Raw genomic sequence first — 16,841 nt, 5'->3', positions numbered from 1 at the left:
CCTTAAGTGAACGGCATTAGCGTTAGAGCTGCGTTTTTTTGATTCTTAAGAATGTTAGACTTTGAACTCGTGACCACTTTTCTCGGCTTGGAAACGAGGAAGGTATTGCTCGAAGAAGTCCAGCATCTGTTGCTGGTTTTGCTCTTCACCGAGTTGCCCCAGCAATTGCGCAGCTACTTCAAAGGTACATAGATTACCTTCTTGCTGGTTGCGACGCAGTTGATATTGGGAATCGGCTTGAGTGGCTAAGCCCATCATAGCGACGCCCTCTAGCCATCGGCTTTTATTGATCATCTTGCGCGCCTCTTGCCAAGTCGCATCAAGAATGATGTACAACGGTTGTCTGTCTTGCTCGGTACTTTGTTGCTGTACTTGTTCAAGCGTTAGGCTCTCTTCACTTGGGAATAGCAGTACTGGCAGCAGGCTTGGATTCGCTAGCGTTTCTAACAACTCTGCTGGTGGCGTTTTTCGGTCCCAAACGACTTGAGTGACATTCAGTTGGCACTGGGCGAGCAGTTTGCCAGTGTTAGTATCGCGCGTCAGTTCATTAGGGTGCATTAACAGCATCAGCGATTGTTCACTGCTTAACTCAGGCAGCAGTGAACAGATGCAGTTGAACTGGAAGCCACAATGTGGACAAGGCTGCGCCATTACAAGCGCACCCCATCACGAACAGGGCTGATGCCATCTGAGAACAGACGCACGCCGCTGACTTGTTCTTTGTTCGCTTTTGGCGCCAAGCTTGGGTTGATTGGGTAGCTCACGCCTGTGTATTGCATCACGTGTTGCCCCGGCGTTGCGCCGCCACCGCTGACATTGAAAATCAGGTCACGCCAGCCGTGCGAGGTTTGTTGACCAAGCATAATTGGGCTTTGCACTAGCGTCATGCGGCTATTGAAACGCCACTCTTTCTCGTGGTTTTCGAATATCAGCAGAGTACAACCGCCAGAGCCACACCAATCAAGTTGCACTAGTAATTCTTCATCACCATCGCCATTCAGATCGTAGGTCAGCCAACGGTATTGGTTATTGCTTGGGTTGGTTTGATTAATGAAAAAGTAGTTACGTACCGCCGCATCCACTTTTGAATTAAATTCGGCACTGGATGGAATGTCCGCAGCTGCAATTGGCGCACTACCGCGTTCAGGTGCTTCTTGCTCAATGCCTGAGTGACGCACTGTTGCTGGATATAGCACTAAACCCCCATCGGCAATGGGATAAACCAAATTGCCCACTTTCTCTTTGACTGCTTTCAGCTGGTTGCCTTCGCGAGTAAATAGGCGCTCGGTCATTAAGCGTTGTTGCTGGTGGTGAGTCATCAATACTTGCACTTGCGATGGGCTCAGTTGCTGCCAGTAGCCGCGTTCAATCAATGGCGGTTGCCCGTCTGAATAGCTGTATTTGGTGATAGCACTGTGGTCGCTGTTGAGTGTCATCTGTACTTCGAACCCTTGCGACTGGGTTGATGTTGCCACGTAAGTGTTCACCCACTTGAGTGTTGAGTCTACGTTGGCCGCCATACCGCAACCTTGGTAGGTTTTATCGTCATGCTCTAGTGTCGCTTTCCAGCCGTAGAGAGAGTTGCTCATGGTGTCTGAACACAAGTTCTCGGTCATGCGCAGTTCACCATCGTTAAGTTGGTAGGTACGTTGGCGAGGTTGCAGTTTGCTGCTGTCGATTTCGAGCGTTTGTGTCGACTTGCCCATTTGCTGGAACTTGAGTGTGTTGCCTTCAAAGCTGGCTGACCATGATGGCTCGTTACCGAAAACTCGTGTTGGTTTACTGGTTTGTTTGTAGCGTTGTGGGTTTTCTGTGGTGAGGAAGTTTACTTGTTCTACCACGAAGTTCGCGTCGAAGTCTGCAGAGAAACCATCAACACCAGGTGGATTGAGGTGACCAATCACTTCTCCATACATGGTTTGATAAGGTTCATTGGTTAATGCGATGGCTCGTTGCAGCTGTTGTGGTGACAGTTGCAGCCAGTATTGTTTGTCGCTACCACAAGGTGTGATGTACTGGCTTTCATGCCCAATCACGACTTCACCACGCAGCATAAAGGTTTGAGGCAAGATGGTTTCTGGCTTATCCAAGGACGCAGGCGGAGTTGTTGGTGCGTCTGCATCGGACTGCTGTGGTTGCATGCTACATGCTTGCAGGACCAGCAGTGTGGCTAATGCCACTGGGTTTTTCAAAGCCTTCATGTTATATCTTCCTCATTACTCAATCTGCATCGGATGGCATTATGGCATATTGGTTATTTAAAACAGAACCAGATACCTTTTCTATTGACACGCTTCGAACCCAAAAGGTTTCATGTTGGGAGGGAGTTCGTAATTATCAGGCGCGTAATATGATGCGCGACCAAGTTAAATTGGGTGACTTGGTGCTGATTTACCATTCCTCTTGCAAGAACGTAGGAGTGGCAGGTATTGCCAAAGTGACCCGTGAAGCGTATCCCGATCATTTCCAGTTTGACCTAGAGAGTGATTATTACGACCCGAAATCTGACCCAGAAAATCCGCGTTGGATAATGGTGGATATTGAGTTTGTGCGTAAGACCGAACGCTTGATTCCGTTGTCGGTCATGAAGGCGATGCCAGAGTTAGAAAACATGTCATTGGTGAAACGCGGCAATCGCTTATCGATCATGCCGGTTAGCGAAGAAGAGTGGCAAGCAATCCTCGGCAAAGAGAAACTGCCGAGTCAGCGATAAAAGAAAAGGGCTGCATAGTGCAGCCCTTTGTGATTTTGCCGATAACCTACTGTTGATAGCCAATACAGGTTATAGCAGATGATCTTGTAGGTAGTGTGCAACCGCATCGTCGGCGTTGCTGCCGATGACTTCATTGTTTGGTAGTGCTTTCATCACTTTCTCGTGAGAGGTGCCCATCACCAAACCTTTACCCGCCATGGATAGCATTTCTACGTCGTTCATGCCGTCACCAAACGCAATAGTGTTTTCTAGTGTCAAACCAATTGATTCTGCCACTGCTTTTAGAGCGTCACCTTTAGAAACGCCCGCACTCATTACTTCCAGACACCAAGGTGTTGAGAAGGCGATGTTTAGTCGATCGCCAAATTGTTCACGCAGTTTAGTTTCGAAGGTAACAAGGTGTTCATGGTCTTGCGCTGGGTGGGTGAAGAACACTTTTGCAATGCCGTCAGTTGGCGCATTGTTTTGGTCGTACAACTTGTAAGTGAACTCTTCGTGGAAATCACGCAGTTGTTCATCGTCTTTGTTCAGCAACCAGTCGTCGTTTTGGTACATGTGGATAAGTATTTCAGGATCCGTTTTGATCGTGTCGATCACTGGCTGCACCAAATCTTCCGGTACGTTCTGGCTGTACATCTCTTGATCATTCTGGTCGTGCACACGTGCACCGTTTGAAGTGATCATGTAAGCCGGAATACCTACCGTGCGACGAATGCTTGCGACGTCTACGTGGTGGCGACCCGTTGCAAAGACAAATGTGTAGCCTTGTTCATGCAGCGCTTTGAGCGTCTCTTTCGAGTAAGCGCTTAGCTGGTGGTTTGGTGCGAGTAAAGTGCCATCCAGATCTGAGGCAACGATTTTAGTGATCTCTTTGCAAGGTAGCGATGTGCTCATGAAGCCCTCGTAAACGGTTCGGATAGAGTAGAACAGGTTGATTGCACACGGAGCGCAGTAGATTGACTAGGTCGTACTGCTCCGAGTGCGGGGAACATGATGAAGTTTACGCCAAAATAAGGAGGAAAAAGAGGGTAAATCGCAGACCTCGTATTTCCTCTTTAATTCATTTTATGCGCTTTGAGTACGCATAAAGGAAAAGACAGCGTCCAGAGCTTGGTTACGATACTGGTCTTTTTCGAACAAAATTTCGTGCTCTGCACCAGCAATCGAAACTAGGCTGGCATTGGGGTTGGTCTTACTTAGCTTATCGATAAAGCGTTGCTGTGCGGCGTTACTCACGATGCGATCGTTGCCTGACTGAACCAATAAAACCGGAACTTTAATTTGGCGTGTCAGCAAAATACATTGCTTGGCAGCCATTAAACCTTGCCAAACCCAGCGGGTGCTTGGCCCACCGACTTGCAGTTCGGGTTTGTCGTTGTATAAACCACGGAACCAATGATAGCGATCGTAGCTTTGGCTAAGGGGGTTATCTTCAAACGGTTTTGTGTAATACGCCTTATGTCCCGGAGCATAGCTAGGTTTTGTCGAAACTGCCGCTAAGATTTGACTGACCGGAATCGCGATAGGGCTGAGATACCAAGGTAGGTTGATACCAAACATTGGAGAACTCAGAATCAAACCATCAAAGTTGTGTTCTGGATGCGTTTGCAGGTAGCGTGTGGCGATCGCGCCGCCCATTGAGTGAGCAATGATAAAGCGCTGTTGGTATCCGCTTAAATCAAGCTGCTGCAGCACCAATTCCATATCTTCAATGTAATCATTAAAGTCATAGACGTGACCCATGTCTGAGTCTGGAATTAGGCGATCTGATAAACCTTGTCCTCGGTGGTCAAACGAATACACGTCATAACCTTGTCGGTACAGGTCGTAGAACAGTTCTTGGTATTTCCAGGAAGCTTCAATGCGACCGTTAACGATCAGCACGGCTTTTGTGTGCTCAGGATTGGTGAGTTTGCACCAGTAGATTTTCTTTTTCTCTGTCCCTTTTACAAAGCCTTCTTGGCGTTCTTGCCAAAGTGCTGCGATCGGACCACCTATTGCTTGCTCAAATAAAGTCTCTTGAGTATAAGTCAAAGGTGAATGGTTAATAGCCATTAGTCGATTACCTGAAGATACGTTGTTTACGCGATGTATCATCGAAGAATTATTGAGGAAATGCAATGGATACCCACGTTTGGTTAGCCTATGTGGTAACAGCAATCGTTTTTAGTCTGGCTCCGGGATCTGGTACCGTCAACTCAATCAGCAATGGTTTGAGTTACGGCACGCGCAAGTCATTAGGTGCTATCGTTGGTTTACAAATCGGTTTGGCGATTCATATTGCTCTGGTTGGTGCTGGTATCGGTGCGTTGGTCGCGCAATCTGCAACGGCATTTACCGTGATCAAGTGGGTGGGTGCGGCTTACCTTGTGTGGCTTGGCATTCAAAAGTGGCGTGATACGTCTGGTTTGGTTGCAACCGAGAGCCACAAAGCCATGTCAGGCACTTCTCTGTTGTACAAAGCCATTCTTATTAACCTGACAAACCCAAAATCGATCGTCTTCTTGGTGGCACTGTTTCCACAGTTTATCGACCCAGCGAAAGACCAATTGACTCAGCTGTTGGTATTGGGTGTGACCACAGTAACCATTGATGCGTTTGTGATGCTGGGTTACACCAGTTTGGCCGCTCAAATGGGACGCTTTATTCGCTCAGATAAGATCATGGGCAAAATTAATAAAGTATTCGGTTCAATGTTCATGGGATGTGGTGCATTATTAGCGGCAGCTAAGTAACAAATTATAAAAAGCACAATAATTTCGAATGAAAAATGCGTATGTCGCCCGCCAGCCTATCTTTAATCGAAAAAGACAGACGCTGGGATATGAGTTGTTGTTCCGCGATGGTGAAAGTAATGCCTATCCTGCACACATCGATTCAAACAGGGCGACATACCGATTGATAGTAGAGAACTTTCTCTCTGTCGGAACCAATCCTCTGATTGCATCTTCGCGATGCTTCATCAATTTTCCTCACCAAAGTTTGCTGCGTCGGCTGCCAAGAAGCTTGCCGAAAAACAAAATCGTGGTTGAGGTACTCGAAACCTGCCAACCAACCGATGAACTGCTTGAAGCCATTCGTGAACTGTACCGTGAAGGCTACTTGATCGCGCTCGATGATTTCACTTTGACTGACGAATGGCGTCGTTTTCTGCCTTATGTTCATATCGTGAAACTCGACATCATGGCGATGGGGCTGAAAAATGCGTGTGATTTAGTTAAGAAGCACACCAAAAAGCGCACCAAATACCACTTCTTAGCTGAGCGGGTCGAAACCGAAGCTGAGTTTGAAGCGACCAAAGAGGCGGGCTTTAAATTCTTCCAAGGCTACTTTTTCAGTAAGCCCGAAGTGATGCAGACTAAATACGTGAGCCCTGAGCAAGTACTGGCGCTCAAGTTATTTAGAGAAGTGTGTGTTCCCGATCCTGACTTCGACCGGATTGAAAACATCATTACTCAAGATGTCACGCTGTCGTACAAGTTACTGCGTTTTGTGAACACACAATCGACCACATTAGAAGTGACCATTACTTCATTCCGCCAAGCTTTGATTTACCTTGGGCAAGAGAAGCTCAAAATGTTTGTCTCGCTGGTGGTGGCGTCTTATATCTCCAGTAAGAAGCCGCGTGAGTTGTACAACTTATCTTTGCAACGCGCTCAATTCTGCGAAGCCATGTCGCGCTATCAACCTCTTTCGCATCTCAACGAGCAGGGTTTTATGGTTGGCTTGTTGTCGATTCTCGATGCCATGCTCGATTTGTCTGTCGAATCTTTAGTTGGCCAGTTACCGTTAAGTCCTTCCGTGCAGCAAGCTTTGTTGCATCGCCAAGGTGAATACGGCGCGTTACTGGCAATTGAAGAGTGCTACGAGCGTGCAGACTGGGCAGGTGTGGAGCAATTCTCCCAGCAACTCGGTCTTTCTGTCGATGACGTGAAGTCTGAACTTGGCGAAGCCGTTCGCTGGAGTCAGACCTTTTCTGGCGCCTAATCTGATCAAATATTAAACTTTTATTACAGTCGAGCACAATCGCTTGACGGCATCTTATTTTTACATAACTATATACGCATATCCATATATAGGTATGTAAGTATGCTTCCACATCAGTTCTTCAAACTTCTTTCCGACGAGACTCGTGTGCGTTGCTTAATGCTGGTGGTTCGTGAAGGGGAAACCTGTGTTGGTGATTTAGCCCATGCGCTACAAGAAAGCCAACCAAAGATTTCTCGCCATCTGGCTCAGCTAAGATCAAATGGTATTTTAGTTGATAAACGCCAGGGGCAATGGGTGTACTACGAGCTGTCAGATCAATTACCGGGATGGATGCAAAAATTGATTGATGACTTGGTGGCCTCGAACTGCTTAAAGCAAGAGTACCAAGACGATATTTCACGTTTGCAAGACAAAGCTCGTGCAGCGTGCTGTTAACCAGCGAAAGCTTAAAGGTAGAAGATTATGACGATTAAAGTAGGTATTAACGGTTTCGGTCGAATTGGTCGTTTGGCATTACGCGCAGCGTTTGATTGGCCAGAGCTAGAGTTCGTACACATCAACGATGTAGCGGGTGATGCAGCGACTCTTGGCCACTTACTTGAGTTCGATTCAGTCCAAGGTTGTTGGAACCATGCAGTGCAAGTTGAAGGCACAGACATGGTGATCAATGGTAAGCGCATCACGACTTCACAAGAGCGTGATATCGATGCTGTGAACTGGGGTCAATGTGATGTTGTGATTGAAGCAACGGGCGTTCATCGCAAAACCTCATTCCTAAACAAATACCTAGAACAAGGCGTAAAACGTGTTGTTGTTAGCGCACCAGTAAAAGAAGACGGCGTAGCTAACATCGTAGTGGGTGTGAACGACCACATCTTCGACCCAGCGCAGCACCGCATCGTAACCGCAGCGTCTTGTACAACGAACTGTATTGCACCAGTAGTGAAAGTGATTCACGAGAAACTGGGCATTGAACAATCGTCATTCACAACGATTCATGATTTAACTAACACACAAACGATTCTGGATGCGCCGCACAAAGACCTACGTCGTGCACGTGCATGTGGCATGAGCCTGATCCCAACCACAACGGGCAGTGCGAAAGCGATTGTTGAAATCTTCCCAGAGTTGAAAGACAAGATTAACGGTCACGCGGTTCGTGTTCCTCTGGCAAACGCCTCACTCACTGACATCATTTTTGATGTGAAACGTGATACCACGGTTGAAGAGGTTAATGCACTACTGAAAGAAGCTTCTGAAGGCGAGCTAAAAGGCATCCTTGGCTTTGAAGAGCGTCCATTGGTTTCTATCGATTACAAAGGCGACCAACGTTCAACTATCGTTGATGCGCAATCAACCATGGTTGTGGGTTCTCGTATGGTGAAGATTTACGCTTGGTACGATAACGAAATGGGTTACGCGACGCGTACTGCAGAATTGGTTCGTAACGTTGGTATGGCATAAGGAGTTTTAAGATGTCTCATCCTACATGGCAATTAGATTTAGAAACGGGCGCTTTGGTACTGACTCCATGTCCTGGTACCAAAGGTGTTGAACTGCAAGCTTCGTTAGAGCAGCTAAAAGCGCAAGGCGTAGAAGCGATTGTTACTGCCCTTGATAATGCTGAACTAGCAGCAAAAGACGTGTCTGCGTTGGGTGAATTGACTCAACAATTGGGCATGAAATGGTTCCAAATTGAGATTGAAGATGACTGTGCTCCGGGCGAAGAGTTCGCGGCAAAATGGTCACAAGCGAGTCCTGAACTTCACTCGATTCTTGCTCAAGGTGGCAAGGTTGCCATGCACTGTATGGGTGGCTCTGGTCGCACAGGTTTGTTCGCTGCGCACCTACTGCTAGAGAAAGATTGGGCGCTAGAAGACATCGTACGTGAAGTGCAAGCGCTGCGTCCTGGTGCTTTCACTAAACCAGTACAAGTTGAGTACATCGAGCGTGTGGCTCAAAACGCTTGATCAGCTTATAGAGCTTTTGGAACATCATGATCTAAAAGCTCTCTTTATGCCGTAATGGCTTACCAATTTATGTGATTCTTGCTTACTGATTCTATATTTAAATTATTGTTTATTAATAAATAATGTTTAGATTTCTCATCAGTTCTTGTTTCACAATTTAGCGCCAGTATTGAGGTGACTCAATGCTGGTGTTCAGGTCATAGAGCATTTGGAACATCATGATCTAAATGCTCTAAACGCTGTACATCTGAGGTCGTTATGATTTCAAAACTAAGTAAAAGTATCCGTCAGTATATGCTGGTGACGTTCAACTATTGGAACTTCACTGTGACGGATGGTGCACTCCGTATGCTGGTGGTGCTTTACTTCCATGACTTAGGCTACTCAAGCTTAGCCATTGCTTCGCTGTTCCTTTTCTATGAATTTTTTGGCGTAGTGACCAACTTGGTTGGTGGCTGGCTAGGTGCTCGACTTGGTTTGAACAAAACCATGAACGTCGGCTTAGGGATGCAGATTTTTGCCTTGCTGATGTTGGCAGTGCCCAATGCCTGGTTGACCATTCCTTGGGTAATGGCGGCGCAGGCAATTTCAGGTATTGCCAAAGACTTAAATAAGATGAGTGCCAAGAGCGCGATCAAAACTTTGGTGCCAGACGAGCAGCAAGGTGCACTTTATAAGTGGGTTGCGATCTTAACGGGCTCGAAGAATGCGCTGAAAGGTGCGGGCTTCTTCGTTGGTGGTTTGCTGTTGTCGGCGTTTGGTTTCCAAACTTCGATGGTCATCATGGCAAGTGTGCTGGCTGTTGTGTTTGTATGCAGCTTGATCTGGCTAGAAGCGGATATGGGTAAGGCGAAGAGCAAACCTAAGTTCCGTCAAATTTTCTCTAAGTCAGAATCGGTGAACATTCTTTCCGCTGCACGTATGTTCCTATTTGGCGCTCGTGATGTGTGGTTTGTTGTTGCACTTCCGATTTATCTTGGCAGCGTGTTTGGTTGGGATCACCTGATGGTAGGCGGCTTCCTTGCAGCTTGGGTGATTGCTTACGGATTCGTTCAAGGTTTTGCGCCTCGTATTACCGGCAAAGCGCAAGGTCGAGTGCCAGATGGCAGCGCGGCATTAATTTGGGCAGGTATCCTTGCCGTCATCACCGGTGCGATTGCTTATGGCGTGCAAATCGGTTGGCAACCAGAGCTTGTTATTGTGGTGGGCTTGATGATTTTCGGCGCTGTGTTCGCGGTGAACTCATCTCTGCACTCTTACCTGATCGTTAGTTATGCGAAAGGCGATGGAGTATCACTGGATGTTGGCTTCTACTATATGGCGAATGCGATGGGACGTTTGATCGGTACGGTTCTGTCTGGTTGGATTTACCAAGAAGCGGGTCTAGCGGCATGTCTGTGGGTGTCATTTGCTTTCTTAGCACTAACAACGCTAATTTCTATCAAGCTACCAAAGGCCAAAGTGGCTACGGCTTAAATCGGCTTACGACTTAGAAATAAAAAATGGCTCCATATTGGGAGCCATTTTGTTTTTACGATTCAGTATCGCAAATCAGCAAGTCTTGCTTATGGGCAAAGACGACCTTGTTGTGCAGGTTGCGTCATTTCCATATCACCTTTCAGTGAGCGGTAAACGATGGTGTTCCACACTTCACCATTGTCCATTTCGAATTCAATGGCATAGTTAAGACCATTCACCACTTGAGTTCGTACGCTTAAGATCTCTTTTAGCTTAGCCGCGGTATTCATCTGACCAAGTACAAAGTCGAGTGCTTGCTGAGCTTCAGGTGTTACTTCACCTTTTGACCAGCCGCCAGCAAGGTTTTCAGCGCTGCAGATAGGGTTCGCTTCCGGTTGCGATGGTGCCACGGTCTCTTCCTTTTGATTACATCCAGCTAAAGCCACTACACAAACCAGTGACGCTAATAATGTTTTCTTCATAAAGACCTCTCTTAATAATCTGTCCAGCATCCTAATGGAATAAAACGGTTAAATCTGTTTCATATCCGAGAAAGCTTAGGGGTGCTGATCCTATTTGTACAATAGGATTTATCGCTAACCATTGTGCAAATCAATGATATTGGTGCGTCATCGCTGAGTTAAAAATAAGCAAAAACAGATTGTTAACTATTTCACTGGATGAAAATTACCCTATGCTATAGACGTAAAGCCAATCAAAGTAGGTAAGGGTATGAGAGAAAGGGTTCTGTTTTTCGACTTATTACGTTGTGTCGCTGCGGTCGCGGTGATTGCCATTCATGTGTTAGCGCCATATCGTAATGAGTTGGGAGTGATTCCATTTGACCAATGGTTGACAGCGGTAGGCGTAAACAGTGTGACTCGCTGGGCGGTGCCCGTATTCATTTTGATCACTGGTGCGCTGATGCTCAGTGATACGCGTCCTTTTGATGCCAAGTACTACGTTAAACGGCGTTTGGGTAAAGTGTTGGTGCCTTTCTTGGTTTGGTCGATGTTCTACGCCTATCTATCCGGTTGGACAGCGCAAGGTTTTGATTTCGAGACCGTCAAAGAAGTCGTTGGTAATAGCCCACATCATGCGACTTACTACCACCTTGGATTCTTCTACTACTTTATCCCGCTCTATTTTGTTATTCCGTTATTCCAATGGGTGGTCCGCAATTGCGATGATAACGTTCTCTATGCGTATCTTGCTGTTTGGCTGCTGACCAGCACTTTGTTCCTATTTAAGATTGATGGTCCTTGGAGCAATCAATACTGGCTTTACATGGGGTATTTGCCGCTCGGCTATGTGCTATTTAAAAAGATGCCTCTCAGTCGCTCTACCGTTTCGATCTTTACTGGCTTAGGGTTAGTCGCTTTGGCCGTGACTTTCACCATGGTGGTGACCAACAGTTTGGAATTGGATAAATACACCGTAGGGCGCTGGTTCTCTTACAAAACATTGAATGTGATTTTAGCGGCATCAATGATCTTTATGTTATGTCGCTACTTCGGTGAAGGTTTGGCACCGAAGACACAAAAAGTAGTGAGCTTTATTAGTCAGCACAGCTTAGGGATTTATTTGTTACATCCAATCTTTTTGTGGCCGATGAAAGCGTTTGGTTGGTATGAAGGTCACCCTGCGTGGGTGATTCCGGTGTGGATTGTTTTGAGTGGTGCAGGAGCCTTGGGGATGAGCTATCTATTCTCGAAATCCGCCAAGACTCGTTGGCTGTTGCCGTAGGTTAGCGTTTTAGGGCGAAGTGTAAAAACTTGTCGCCACGGTAGGTCAGTGTGCCTTTATCACCAGGATTCAGCGCGTGGTAATAGTGCACACCGATTTGGAATTCGCGCTTAGGGCCAATAGCGCCACGTTGAACGTAGATCCAATATTCTTGGTTGTCTTGACCTAACTCGGCATCCGGAACTTCTATGGCTTGCTTGTCTAAGATGGTCACTTGCGCGCTTTGTTCTGGCGCGTCTTCACCAAAGTAATGTTTGCTATAGAAGCGGAAAAATGCCCATGCACCGAGTGCGATCAGGGCGAACAGAGCCAAAATAAGTGAGATTGGCATGATAACCTCCAATGTTTCATTGGTGCCTATTTTACAGAACTCCCTGATTAAACTATGAGTTGAGATAAATTATTCGTGATCTAGTAAAAGTGTCGTAGATTTTATTCGGCGCACTTCACATTTTATATGCGTGCAAGAGCACAATTTAAAAGGAAATTTGCACCTAACCGCTCGAAAAAGCTCTAAATTTATAGAAGAATGAAATGACGGACAAAGGAAAGGTCAGTAAGGAGGGTTACGATGTCAGATATTGAGAAAGTAGTCATGCGTACCCGAACGATCGAAAAACTTCTGCGCACACAATACCATGCAGAAGGGAAAGGGCTACATCAATTGATCACTAGCTGCGAGGAGCGCTTACCACATGATGTGGTAGCAAAGTTGCGTTTTATCGCAACAGTGCGGAATAAGGTTGTTCACGAAGAGGATTATAAACTGGACGATCGAAAAGGCTTTTTAGCGGCATGTGATGCATGCGAAAAAGAGCTGACACCGAGAAGTTCACGCTTTATTTGGCGAGCGGCGATTTTGTTAATGGCCTTGATAACGCTTGCTGCGCTCGGCTTTTACTACATGCATTGGGACATTCTAGTTAAGCATTTGTAGACAGTAAAATTTGAATAATAAAAAAGGGACGCGAAAGCGTCCCTTTTTTATTGGAAACAGTAACTTAGTACATCATTGGCAGTGTCATTAAACCAACAACCACTGCAATCATTACCAGCCCTTGTTTTTGAGAAGAAGAAATCATAACACTACCTCTAAAATCATTGATGAACTCGATGTAAATAATATAGCACTGTTTTTGAGCTTTGATCAACTTCAAAGCGAAAAAGTTTTCAAAACTCGCACTTAACTTAAGTGTTTTTACCCTTAATTGACTAATAAAACTGTGTTTTTTGTGCTGTTCTTTAAGTGTTCGACTTGTTGTTTTTATCTTCTTTTGTCTTTTAAGTGTATGATTTTTATGTGTTAAATATGAGTAATCTTATGATGAAATAGTGTTTCTTGTGTCAGTGGGGAGGTTGGTTGGCTATTTTTACTGAATTTCTCAAAAGTTGAGAAAATTAGCTTTTATGCTAATGAGGCTCACATTTATGGACGTCCATCTTGTTCGCTTTTTCCTATTCAATGAGAAAATCTCAGCACCAAAAGGGTTTAGCTTTAATCCACAATAGCTAAGGTTAGGTTTTTATTGTTTTTCTGGATTATGCTTTGTTATATCAGGTAGTTAAGTGTGATTGTTTGAATTTTTACTCTACACAATTGTTGAGCCAATAGTTGTTTATCTTGTTATGGGACGGTGTTTTTACCTTTCTGAGTGGTCAGAGGTGGTGGATCTAGCTTTTGTGTCGGTTATTTGCTCATAACGGTTGTATGGCGAACAGATTGGCGGTTTGTTTTTCAATTTCTGAAGGTTAGGTCTTTTGATGAAATTATCCATAACATTCAAAGTCAGATAGCTGGGCTCAATAATTGTGAGAAAAACGATAATCACTAATTGAGTAAGATCCGTTTACAAAACGTCGTGATTCGCTATCGAGATCCAACTTTCACTGATTGTGTCTTTACATCAAGATTGGTCTACCTAGACTAGCGGCGAGATTACGTGAAAGGTGTATCGGCATGTGGAGTTGGTTAGCGATAGGGCTATCAGGAGTATATTCCGTGTTGGGGGCAAAGCAGGCCAATCCGACACAGTCTCTGGCATTTAAAATCTTTACTCTGCTATTGCTGCTGGTTCTGGCGCTCACGGAGGGGGCTTCGGCACCTCACACCTACTGGATTGCTGGTGGCTTATTGGTTTCAATGTTCGCCGATACCCTCCATTCGTTTAAATCTCGAAAACCTCTCTATTTTGCTGGTTATCTACTGGCGCAAATCTGTTACAGCAAATCGTTCTGGGTTCAGCTCAATGGTGACATCGTTTGGTGGCTATTAGCTTTGCTTCTTGCAGCGAGTATCGTCGCCTTCTTCTTGTTACTCCCTCAACTAGATTCCATGGTTTTTCCTGTCGTTATCATGGGTATCATGTTGGTTCAGTTAGCCTGGGCAGCAGGAGAGGTATGGTTACAAGTGCCGAGTTTTGCCAATGCTCTCGGCTTTAGTGGCACTCTAGTCATGATTTATTCCGCCTTAGCCTATGCGATACATGGATATCGTAAACCGATGAAGCGAGCGTATGTTTGGGTAAGTGGCAGTTACTTCTTGGCTCATGCACTTATTGTTGCCTCTATCATTTACTAACTTAGGTCAAAGTCAGCGGCTACGTTTTGAGTAAACTGGGTGGATTCCATTTAATGACTGGAGTCGATAATGACTGAAATTCATGCTCACAACTTACTGAACTTACTTCGTGAAACCCCAATGAATCGTGATGAGCTAGCGGCTCACTTCGGTAGTGAAGTGCGTTTTCATACCTGCAAGCTGAATGATCTAGACTTAGATGCATTGCTAGAGTTTTTACTAAAGCGTGAAAAAGTACGCGAACTGGAAGGTAAGTTTGTCGTCAATATGGCGCGCGTTTGTAATCACTAGGCGGCGGCTAACCCATCATCAATGAAGGCGATACATTCATTTCGCCTTCAACCATATATTCACTCAATCACTTTGTTATACTGGCCGCCAATTTTTCCGTCGAGGTCAGAACATGGACATTCTTTCTGCAGCGACCATGCTGTTTCTTATTATGGATCCGCTCGGTAACTTGCCGATTGTGCTCTCCATTCTTAAACACCTTGATGCGAAGCGTCGCCGCAAGGTATTGATCAGAGAGTTGCTGTTCGCCTTGATGATTTTGATGTTGTTCTTGTTCGCAGGACAAAGCATCATGAGCTTCCTTCATGTTCAGCCTGAAACCTTGAGTATTTCTGGCGGTATCATCCTGTTTATCATCGCGATTAAGATGATTTTCCCAAGCGCAGGCAGCATTACCGGGCTTGCCGCGGGTGAAGAGCCGTTTATTGTGCCGATGGCGATTCCGATGATTGCGGGGCCATCTGTGATTGCAGCGTTGCTTTTACTTTCCTCTCAACACCCAGACAAAATTATGGAGCTTTCCGCCGCGGTATTGATTGCGTGGGGGGCGACGTTCTTTATCTTGATGTTCTACAGTTTCTTCCACCGTATTTTGGGTGAACGTGGCTTAAAAGCCGTCGAGCGATTGATGGGCTTGCTGTTGGTCATGATTTCTACCCAAATGTTCCTTGATGGTGTGAAAAGCTACCTAGGCTAGCGCCAAACAAATACAAAAAAGCCGCTCTTGTGAGCGGCTTTTGTTTATCTGAGACTTTTACATCATATGCTTGCGGCGAATGTCGAGCAGAGCAAAGATGCCAAAAATCAAAATCGAATACTTTTCCCATGCGCTCATCTTAATCTTGTCACCAAATGCACCAATAAAGATGGCCATTTGCAGACCGTGCATGATGAACAAGAAAGCGGTCATGATGTACAACGCAATCGCCGCTTTACCAGGGAATGGCATAAAGACGTTGAGGATTAACACGAACCATACGAAGGCGATGGCCGCTTTAGCCAGTATCAATAGTGCTTTCATTTAACTATCCTTTTAAATCGAGGCTTTAAGCTGGTGAGCGTTCGTATAAACGATAACTCACTTGGCCTGCCGTTTTTTCACGGTGCAAGCGCCAGCTTTCTGGCAGCCCAGCAATGCTTAGCTCTTTTTCCGTTTCAATATAAATCATCGCATCTTCAGCAAGCCAGCCGTTTTGCTCCAGCAAGGTCACGGTTTCATCCAATAATCCTTTGCGGAACGGCGGATCGATGAATACTACGTGGTGCGGTGTCCCCGGTTGCTTCAAAAAGCTGATAGCGTCGGTGTTCACAACGTGAATGTTATTGGCATTCAAAGAGGACACATTTTTTTGCAGTTGCTGAAATGCTTGTGGGTTTAGCTCAATCATAGTCACAAGTTCGGCTTGGCGAGAAGCGGATTCGAAGCCAAGGCCACCTGAGCCAGCGAACAAATCAAGACACTTCGCTTGTGGGACATCTTGAGCCAACCAGTTAAACAGAGTTTCTTTTACGCGATCCGTGGTTGGGCGTAAGCCTTCTGCATCATGAACAGGGAGCTTTCTGCCTCTCCATAAGCCACTAATAATGCGCACAAAGCCTGTTGTTGGCTTTTTTTGTGATGAGTTTTGCTGGCGACGTCTTACCATAGATTTTTTGACCGCTAATAAAGTGATACTATATCCAATCGCCCAAGCTTTGAGCTTGGATACAGCCCAGAATATTCAAGATGACAGAGTGTAACACTAATAAGATTAGATTCACCTAATTGGAAAGTTTTCATAACTTTGTCATTCGCCTTTTCAGTAAAGATAATAATCTTGTCAGAAAAGAGTCATTAATAGATAAGAAGACAATCTAGGATAGCCCCAGATGACGGAAAAAAAGAAGCGCGGATTACTTTCGTGGCTAGGTTTTGGTGATGAAGAGCAAAGCCAAAAACCGACAACTGAAGAATCAGTAAAAGAAGAAGCAGTGGAAGCACCTGCCGCCGAGCAACAACCAACAGAAGACGTTGCCGAGCAAGCAGAAGAAAAAACAACGGTTGAACAAGAACCAGAGAACGTTGAGGCTGTCCTAGCAGAAGCAGAAGCAGAAG

20 protein-coding genes and 1 pseudogene are annotated in these 16,841 nt (G+C 45.6%); 13 read left to right on the top strand and 8 right to left on the bottom strand.

Going from position 1 to position 16,841, the window contains the following annotated elements; all coding sequences use genetic code 11:
• Positions 1-54: 54 nt before the first annotated feature.
• Together H735_RS28410 and H735_RS28405 are read right to left on the bottom strand one after the other, a co-directional pair.
• Positions 55-651 carry a tRNA-uridine aminocarboxypropyltransferase gene (locus H735_RS28410; RefSeq protein ID WP_020197742.1) on the bottom strand — a complete coding sequence of 199 codons (597 nt, stop codon included), beginning with the start codon at positions 649-651 and terminating at the stop codon, positions 55-57.
• Positions 651-2,201 (bottom strand): COG3650 family protein, encoded by a 1,551-nt coding sequence (locus H735_RS28405; RefSeq protein ID WP_020197741.1) that lies wholly within the window; start codon positions 2,199-2,201, stop codon positions 651-653. The genes H735_RS28410 and H735_RS28405 overlap by 1 nt, the downstream gene beginning before the upstream one ends.
• A gap of 41 nt (positions 2,202-2,242) precedes the next feature.
• Here H735_RS28405 and H735_RS28400 point away from each other — a divergent pair, with 41 nt between their 5' ends.
• Positions 2,243-2,713 (top strand): EVE domain-containing protein, encoded by a 471-nt coding sequence (locus H735_RS28400; RefSeq protein ID WP_020197740.1) that lies wholly within the window; start codon positions 2,243-2,245, stop codon positions 2,711-2,713.
• Positions 2,714-2,782: 69 nt separating this feature from the next.
• Here the strand turns inward: H735_RS28400 and H735_RS28395 are convergent, their stop codons facing one another.
• A complete protein-coding gene (locus tag H735_RS28395; RefSeq protein WP_020197739.1) occupies positions 2,783-3,607 on the bottom strand; it encodes a Cof-type HAD-IIB family hydrolase in 825 nt (274 codons plus the stop codon).
• 171 nt (positions 3,608-3,778) lie between these two features.
• Positions 3,779-4,768 (bottom strand): alpha/beta fold hydrolase, encoded by a 990-nt coding sequence (locus H735_RS28390; protein WP_020197738.1) that lies wholly within the window; start codon positions 4,766-4,768, stop codon positions 3,779-3,781.
• Between the two features lie 65 nt (positions 4,769-4,833).
• On the opposite strand from H735_RS28390, the gene rhtB reads away from it, so the two are divergent.
• The 6 genes from rhtB (at position 4,834) to arsJ (ending at position 10,149) form a co-directional block, all read left to right on the top strand.
• Positions 4,834-5,448: a homoserine/homoserine lactone efflux protein gene (gene rhtB, locus H735_RS28385; RefSeq protein WP_005430372.1), complete on the top strand. Its 615-nt coding sequence runs from the start codon at positions 4,834-4,836 to the stop codon at positions 5,446-5,448.
• A gap of 28 nt (positions 5,449-5,476) precedes the next feature.
• Positions 5,477-6,700 carry an EAL and HDOD domain-containing protein gene (locus H735_RS28380; RefSeq protein ID WP_005438532.1) on the top strand — a complete coding sequence of 408 codons (1,224 nt, stop codon included), beginning with the start codon at positions 5,477-5,479 and terminating at the stop codon, positions 6,698-6,700.
• Between the two features lie 102 nt (positions 6,701-6,802).
• Positions 6,803-7,138 (top strand): metalloregulator ArsR/SmtB family transcription factor, encoded by a 336-nt coding sequence (locus H735_RS28375; RefSeq protein WP_009705162.1) that lies wholly within the window; start codon positions 6,803-6,805, stop codon positions 7,136-7,138.
• Positions 7,139-7,165: 27 nt separating this feature from the next.
• Positions 7,166-8,167, top strand: a complete 1,002-nt coding sequence (locus H735_RS28370) for an ArsJ-associated glyceraldehyde-3-phosphate dehydrogenase (protein WP_020197736.1) — start codon at positions 7,166-7,168, stop codon at positions 8,165-8,167.
• A gap of 11 nt (positions 8,168-8,178) precedes the next feature.
• Positions 8,179-8,673, top strand: coding sequence for a cyclin-dependent kinase inhibitor 3 family protein (locus H735_RS28365; protein WP_009705160.1), 495 nt, complete (start codon positions 8,179-8,181; stop codon positions 8,671-8,673).
• A gap of 258 nt (positions 8,674-8,931) precedes the next feature.
• The gene (gene arsJ, locus H735_RS28360; RefSeq protein WP_020197735.1) at positions 8,932-10,149 is read left to right on the top strand and encodes an organoarsenical effux MFS transporter ArsJ; all 1,218 of its coding nucleotides are present in this window, start codon (positions 8,932-8,934) and stop codon (positions 10,147-10,149) included.
• Positions 10,150-10,238: 89 nt separating this feature from the next.
• On the opposite strand, the gene H735_RS28355 is transcribed toward arsJ, so the two are convergent.
• The gene (locus tag H735_RS28355; RefSeq protein WP_020197734.1) at positions 10,239-10,613 is read right to left on the bottom strand and encodes a cystatin domain-containing protein; all 375 of its coding nucleotides are present in this window, start codon (positions 10,611-10,613) and stop codon (positions 10,239-10,241) included.
• A gap of 250 nt (positions 10,614-10,863) precedes the next feature.
• On the opposite strand from H735_RS28355, the gene H735_RS28350 reads away from it, so the two are divergent.
• Entirely contained in the window at positions 10,864-11,877 is a 1,014-nt protein-coding gene (locus H735_RS28350) for an acyltransferase (RefSeq protein ID WP_020197733.1), read from the top strand.
• Between the two features lies 1 nt (position 11,878).
• Here the strand turns inward: H735_RS28350 and H735_RS28345 are convergent, their stop codons facing one another.
• Positions 11,879-12,208 (bottom strand): DUF2500 domain-containing protein, encoded by a 330-nt coding sequence (locus tag H735_RS28345; protein WP_020197732.1) that lies wholly within the window; start codon positions 12,206-12,208, stop codon positions 11,879-11,881.
• Between the two features lie 240 nt (positions 12,209-12,448).
• On the opposite strand from H735_RS28345, the gene H735_RS28340 reads away from it, so the two are divergent.
• The 4 genes from H735_RS28340 (at position 12,449) to H735_RS28325 (ending at position 15,443) form a co-directional block, all read left to right on the top strand.
• On the top strand, positions 12,449-12,814 hold the full coding sequence (locus H735_RS28340; protein WP_005430355.1) for a hypothetical protein: 366 nt from the start codon (positions 12,449-12,451) through the stop codon (positions 12,812-12,814).
• A gap of 1,020 nt (positions 12,815-13,834) precedes the next feature.
• Entirely contained in the window at positions 13,835-14,455 is a 621-nt protein-coding gene (locus tag H735_RS28335; RefSeq protein ID WP_020197731.1) for a lysoplasmalogenase, read from the top strand.
• A 69-nt stretch (positions 14,456-14,524) separates the two neighbouring features.
• Entirely contained in the window at positions 14,525-14,746 is a 222-nt protein-coding gene (locus H735_RS28330) for a YecH family metal-binding protein (RefSeq protein ID WP_005438506.1), read from the top strand.
• 112 nt (positions 14,747-14,858) lie between these two features.
• Positions 14,859-15,443, top strand: coding sequence for a YhgN family NAAT transporter (locus tag H735_RS28325; protein WP_005438505.1), 585 nt, complete (start codon positions 14,859-14,861; stop codon positions 15,441-15,443).
• A gap of 57 nt (positions 15,444-15,500) precedes the next feature.
• Here the strand turns inward: H735_RS28325 and H735_RS28320 are convergent, their stop codons facing one another.
• The gene (locus H735_RS28320; RefSeq protein ID WP_020197730.1) at positions 15,501-15,767 is read right to left on the bottom strand and encodes a DUF1145 domain-containing protein; all 267 of its coding nucleotides are present in this window, start codon (positions 15,765-15,767) and stop codon (positions 15,501-15,503) included.
• A 25-nt stretch (positions 15,768-15,792) separates the two neighbouring features.
• Positions 15,793-16,392, bottom strand: coding sequence for a 16S rRNA (guanine(966)-N(2))-methyltransferase RsmD (rsmD, locus tag H735_RS28315; RefSeq protein WP_020197729.1), 600 nt, complete (start codon positions 16,390-16,392; stop codon positions 15,793-15,795).
• 223 nt (positions 16,393-16,615) lie between these two features.
• On the opposite strand from rsmD, the pseudogene H735_RS28310 reads away from it, so the two are divergent.
• Positions 16,616-16,841, top strand: a pseudogene (locus tag H735_RS28310) (signal recognition particle-docking protein FtsY); the annotation flags it as partial.

It is taken from the genome of Vibrio owensii CAIM 1854 = LMG 25443 (assembly GCF_000817815.1).
Lineage (GTDB): Bacteria > Pseudomonadota > Gammaproteobacteria > Enterobacterales > Vibrionaceae > Vibrio > Vibrio owensii.
This window is presented reverse-complemented; position numbering and strand designations above follow the sequence as displayed.

Excerpts from the sequence above, each read along its gene's own strand:
- H735_RS28410 (WP_020197742.1), bottom strand. The coding sequence starts at position 651 with ATGGCGCAGCCTTGTCCACATTGTGGCTTCCAGTTCAACTGCATCTGT.
- H735_RS28405 (WP_020197741.1), bottom strand. The coding sequence starts at position 2,201 with ATGAAGGCTTTGAAAAACCCAGTGGCATTAGCCACACTGCTGGTCCTG.
- H735_RS28400 (WP_020197740.1), top strand. The coding sequence starts at position 2,243 with ATGGCATATTGGTTATTTAAAACAGAACCAGATACCTTTTCTATTGAC.
- H735_RS28395 (WP_020197739.1), bottom strand. The coding sequence starts at position 3,607 with ATGAGCACATCGCTACCTTGCAAAGAGATCACTAAAATCGTTGCCTCA.
- H735_RS28390 (WP_020197738.1), bottom strand. The coding sequence starts at position 4,768 with ATGGCTATTAACCATTCACCTTTGACTTATACTCAAGAGACTTTATTT.
- rhtB (WP_005430372.1), top strand. The coding sequence starts at position 4,834 with ATGGATACCCACGTTTGGTTAGCCTATGTGGTAACAGCAATCGTTTTT.
- H735_RS28380 (WP_005438532.1), top strand. The coding sequence starts at position 5,477 with ATGAAAAATGCGTATGTCGCCCGCCAGCCTATCTTTAATCGAAAAAGA.
- H735_RS28375 (WP_009705162.1), top strand. The coding sequence starts at position 6,803 with ATGCTTCCACATCAGTTCTTCAAACTTCTTTCCGACGAGACTCGTGTG.
- H735_RS28370 (WP_020197736.1), top strand. The coding sequence starts at position 7,166 with ATGACGATTAAAGTAGGTATTAACGGTTTCGGTCGAATTGGTCGTTTG.
- H735_RS28365 (WP_009705160.1), top strand. The coding sequence starts at position 8,179 with ATGTCTCATCCTACATGGCAATTAGATTTAGAAACGGGCGCTTTGGTA.
- arsJ (WP_020197735.1), top strand. The coding sequence starts at position 8,932 with ATGATTTCAAAACTAAGTAAAAGTATCCGTCAGTATATGCTGGTGACG.
- H735_RS28355 (WP_020197734.1), bottom strand. The coding sequence starts at position 10,613 with ATGAAGAAAACATTATTAGCGTCACTGGTTTGTGTAGTGGCTTTAGCT.
- H735_RS28350 (WP_020197733.1), top strand. The coding sequence starts at position 10,864 with ATGAGAGAAAGGGTTCTGTTTTTCGACTTATTACGTTGTGTCGCTGCG.
- H735_RS28345 (WP_020197732.1), bottom strand. The coding sequence starts at position 12,208 with ATGCCAATCTCACTTATTTTGGCTCTGTTCGCCCTGATCGCACTCGGT.
- H735_RS28340 (WP_005430355.1), top strand. The coding sequence starts at position 12,449 with ATGTCAGATATTGAGAAAGTAGTCATGCGTACCCGAACGATCGAAAAA.
- H735_RS28335 (WP_020197731.1), top strand. The coding sequence starts at position 13,835 with ATGTGGAGTTGGTTAGCGATAGGGCTATCAGGAGTATATTCCGTGTTG.
- H735_RS28330 (WP_005438506.1), top strand. The coding sequence starts at position 14,525 with ATGACTGAAATTCATGCTCACAACTTACTGAACTTACTTCGTGAAACC.
- H735_RS28325 (WP_005438505.1), top strand. The coding sequence starts at position 14,859 with ATGGACATTCTTTCTGCAGCGACCATGCTGTTTCTTATTATGGATCCG.
- H735_RS28320 (WP_020197730.1), bottom strand. The coding sequence starts at position 15,767 with ATGAAAGCACTATTGATACTGGCTAAAGCGGCCATCGCCTTCGTATGG.
- rsmD (WP_020197729.1), bottom strand. The coding sequence starts at position 16,392 with ATGGTAAGACGTCGCCAGCAAAACTCATCACAAAAAAAGCCAACAACA.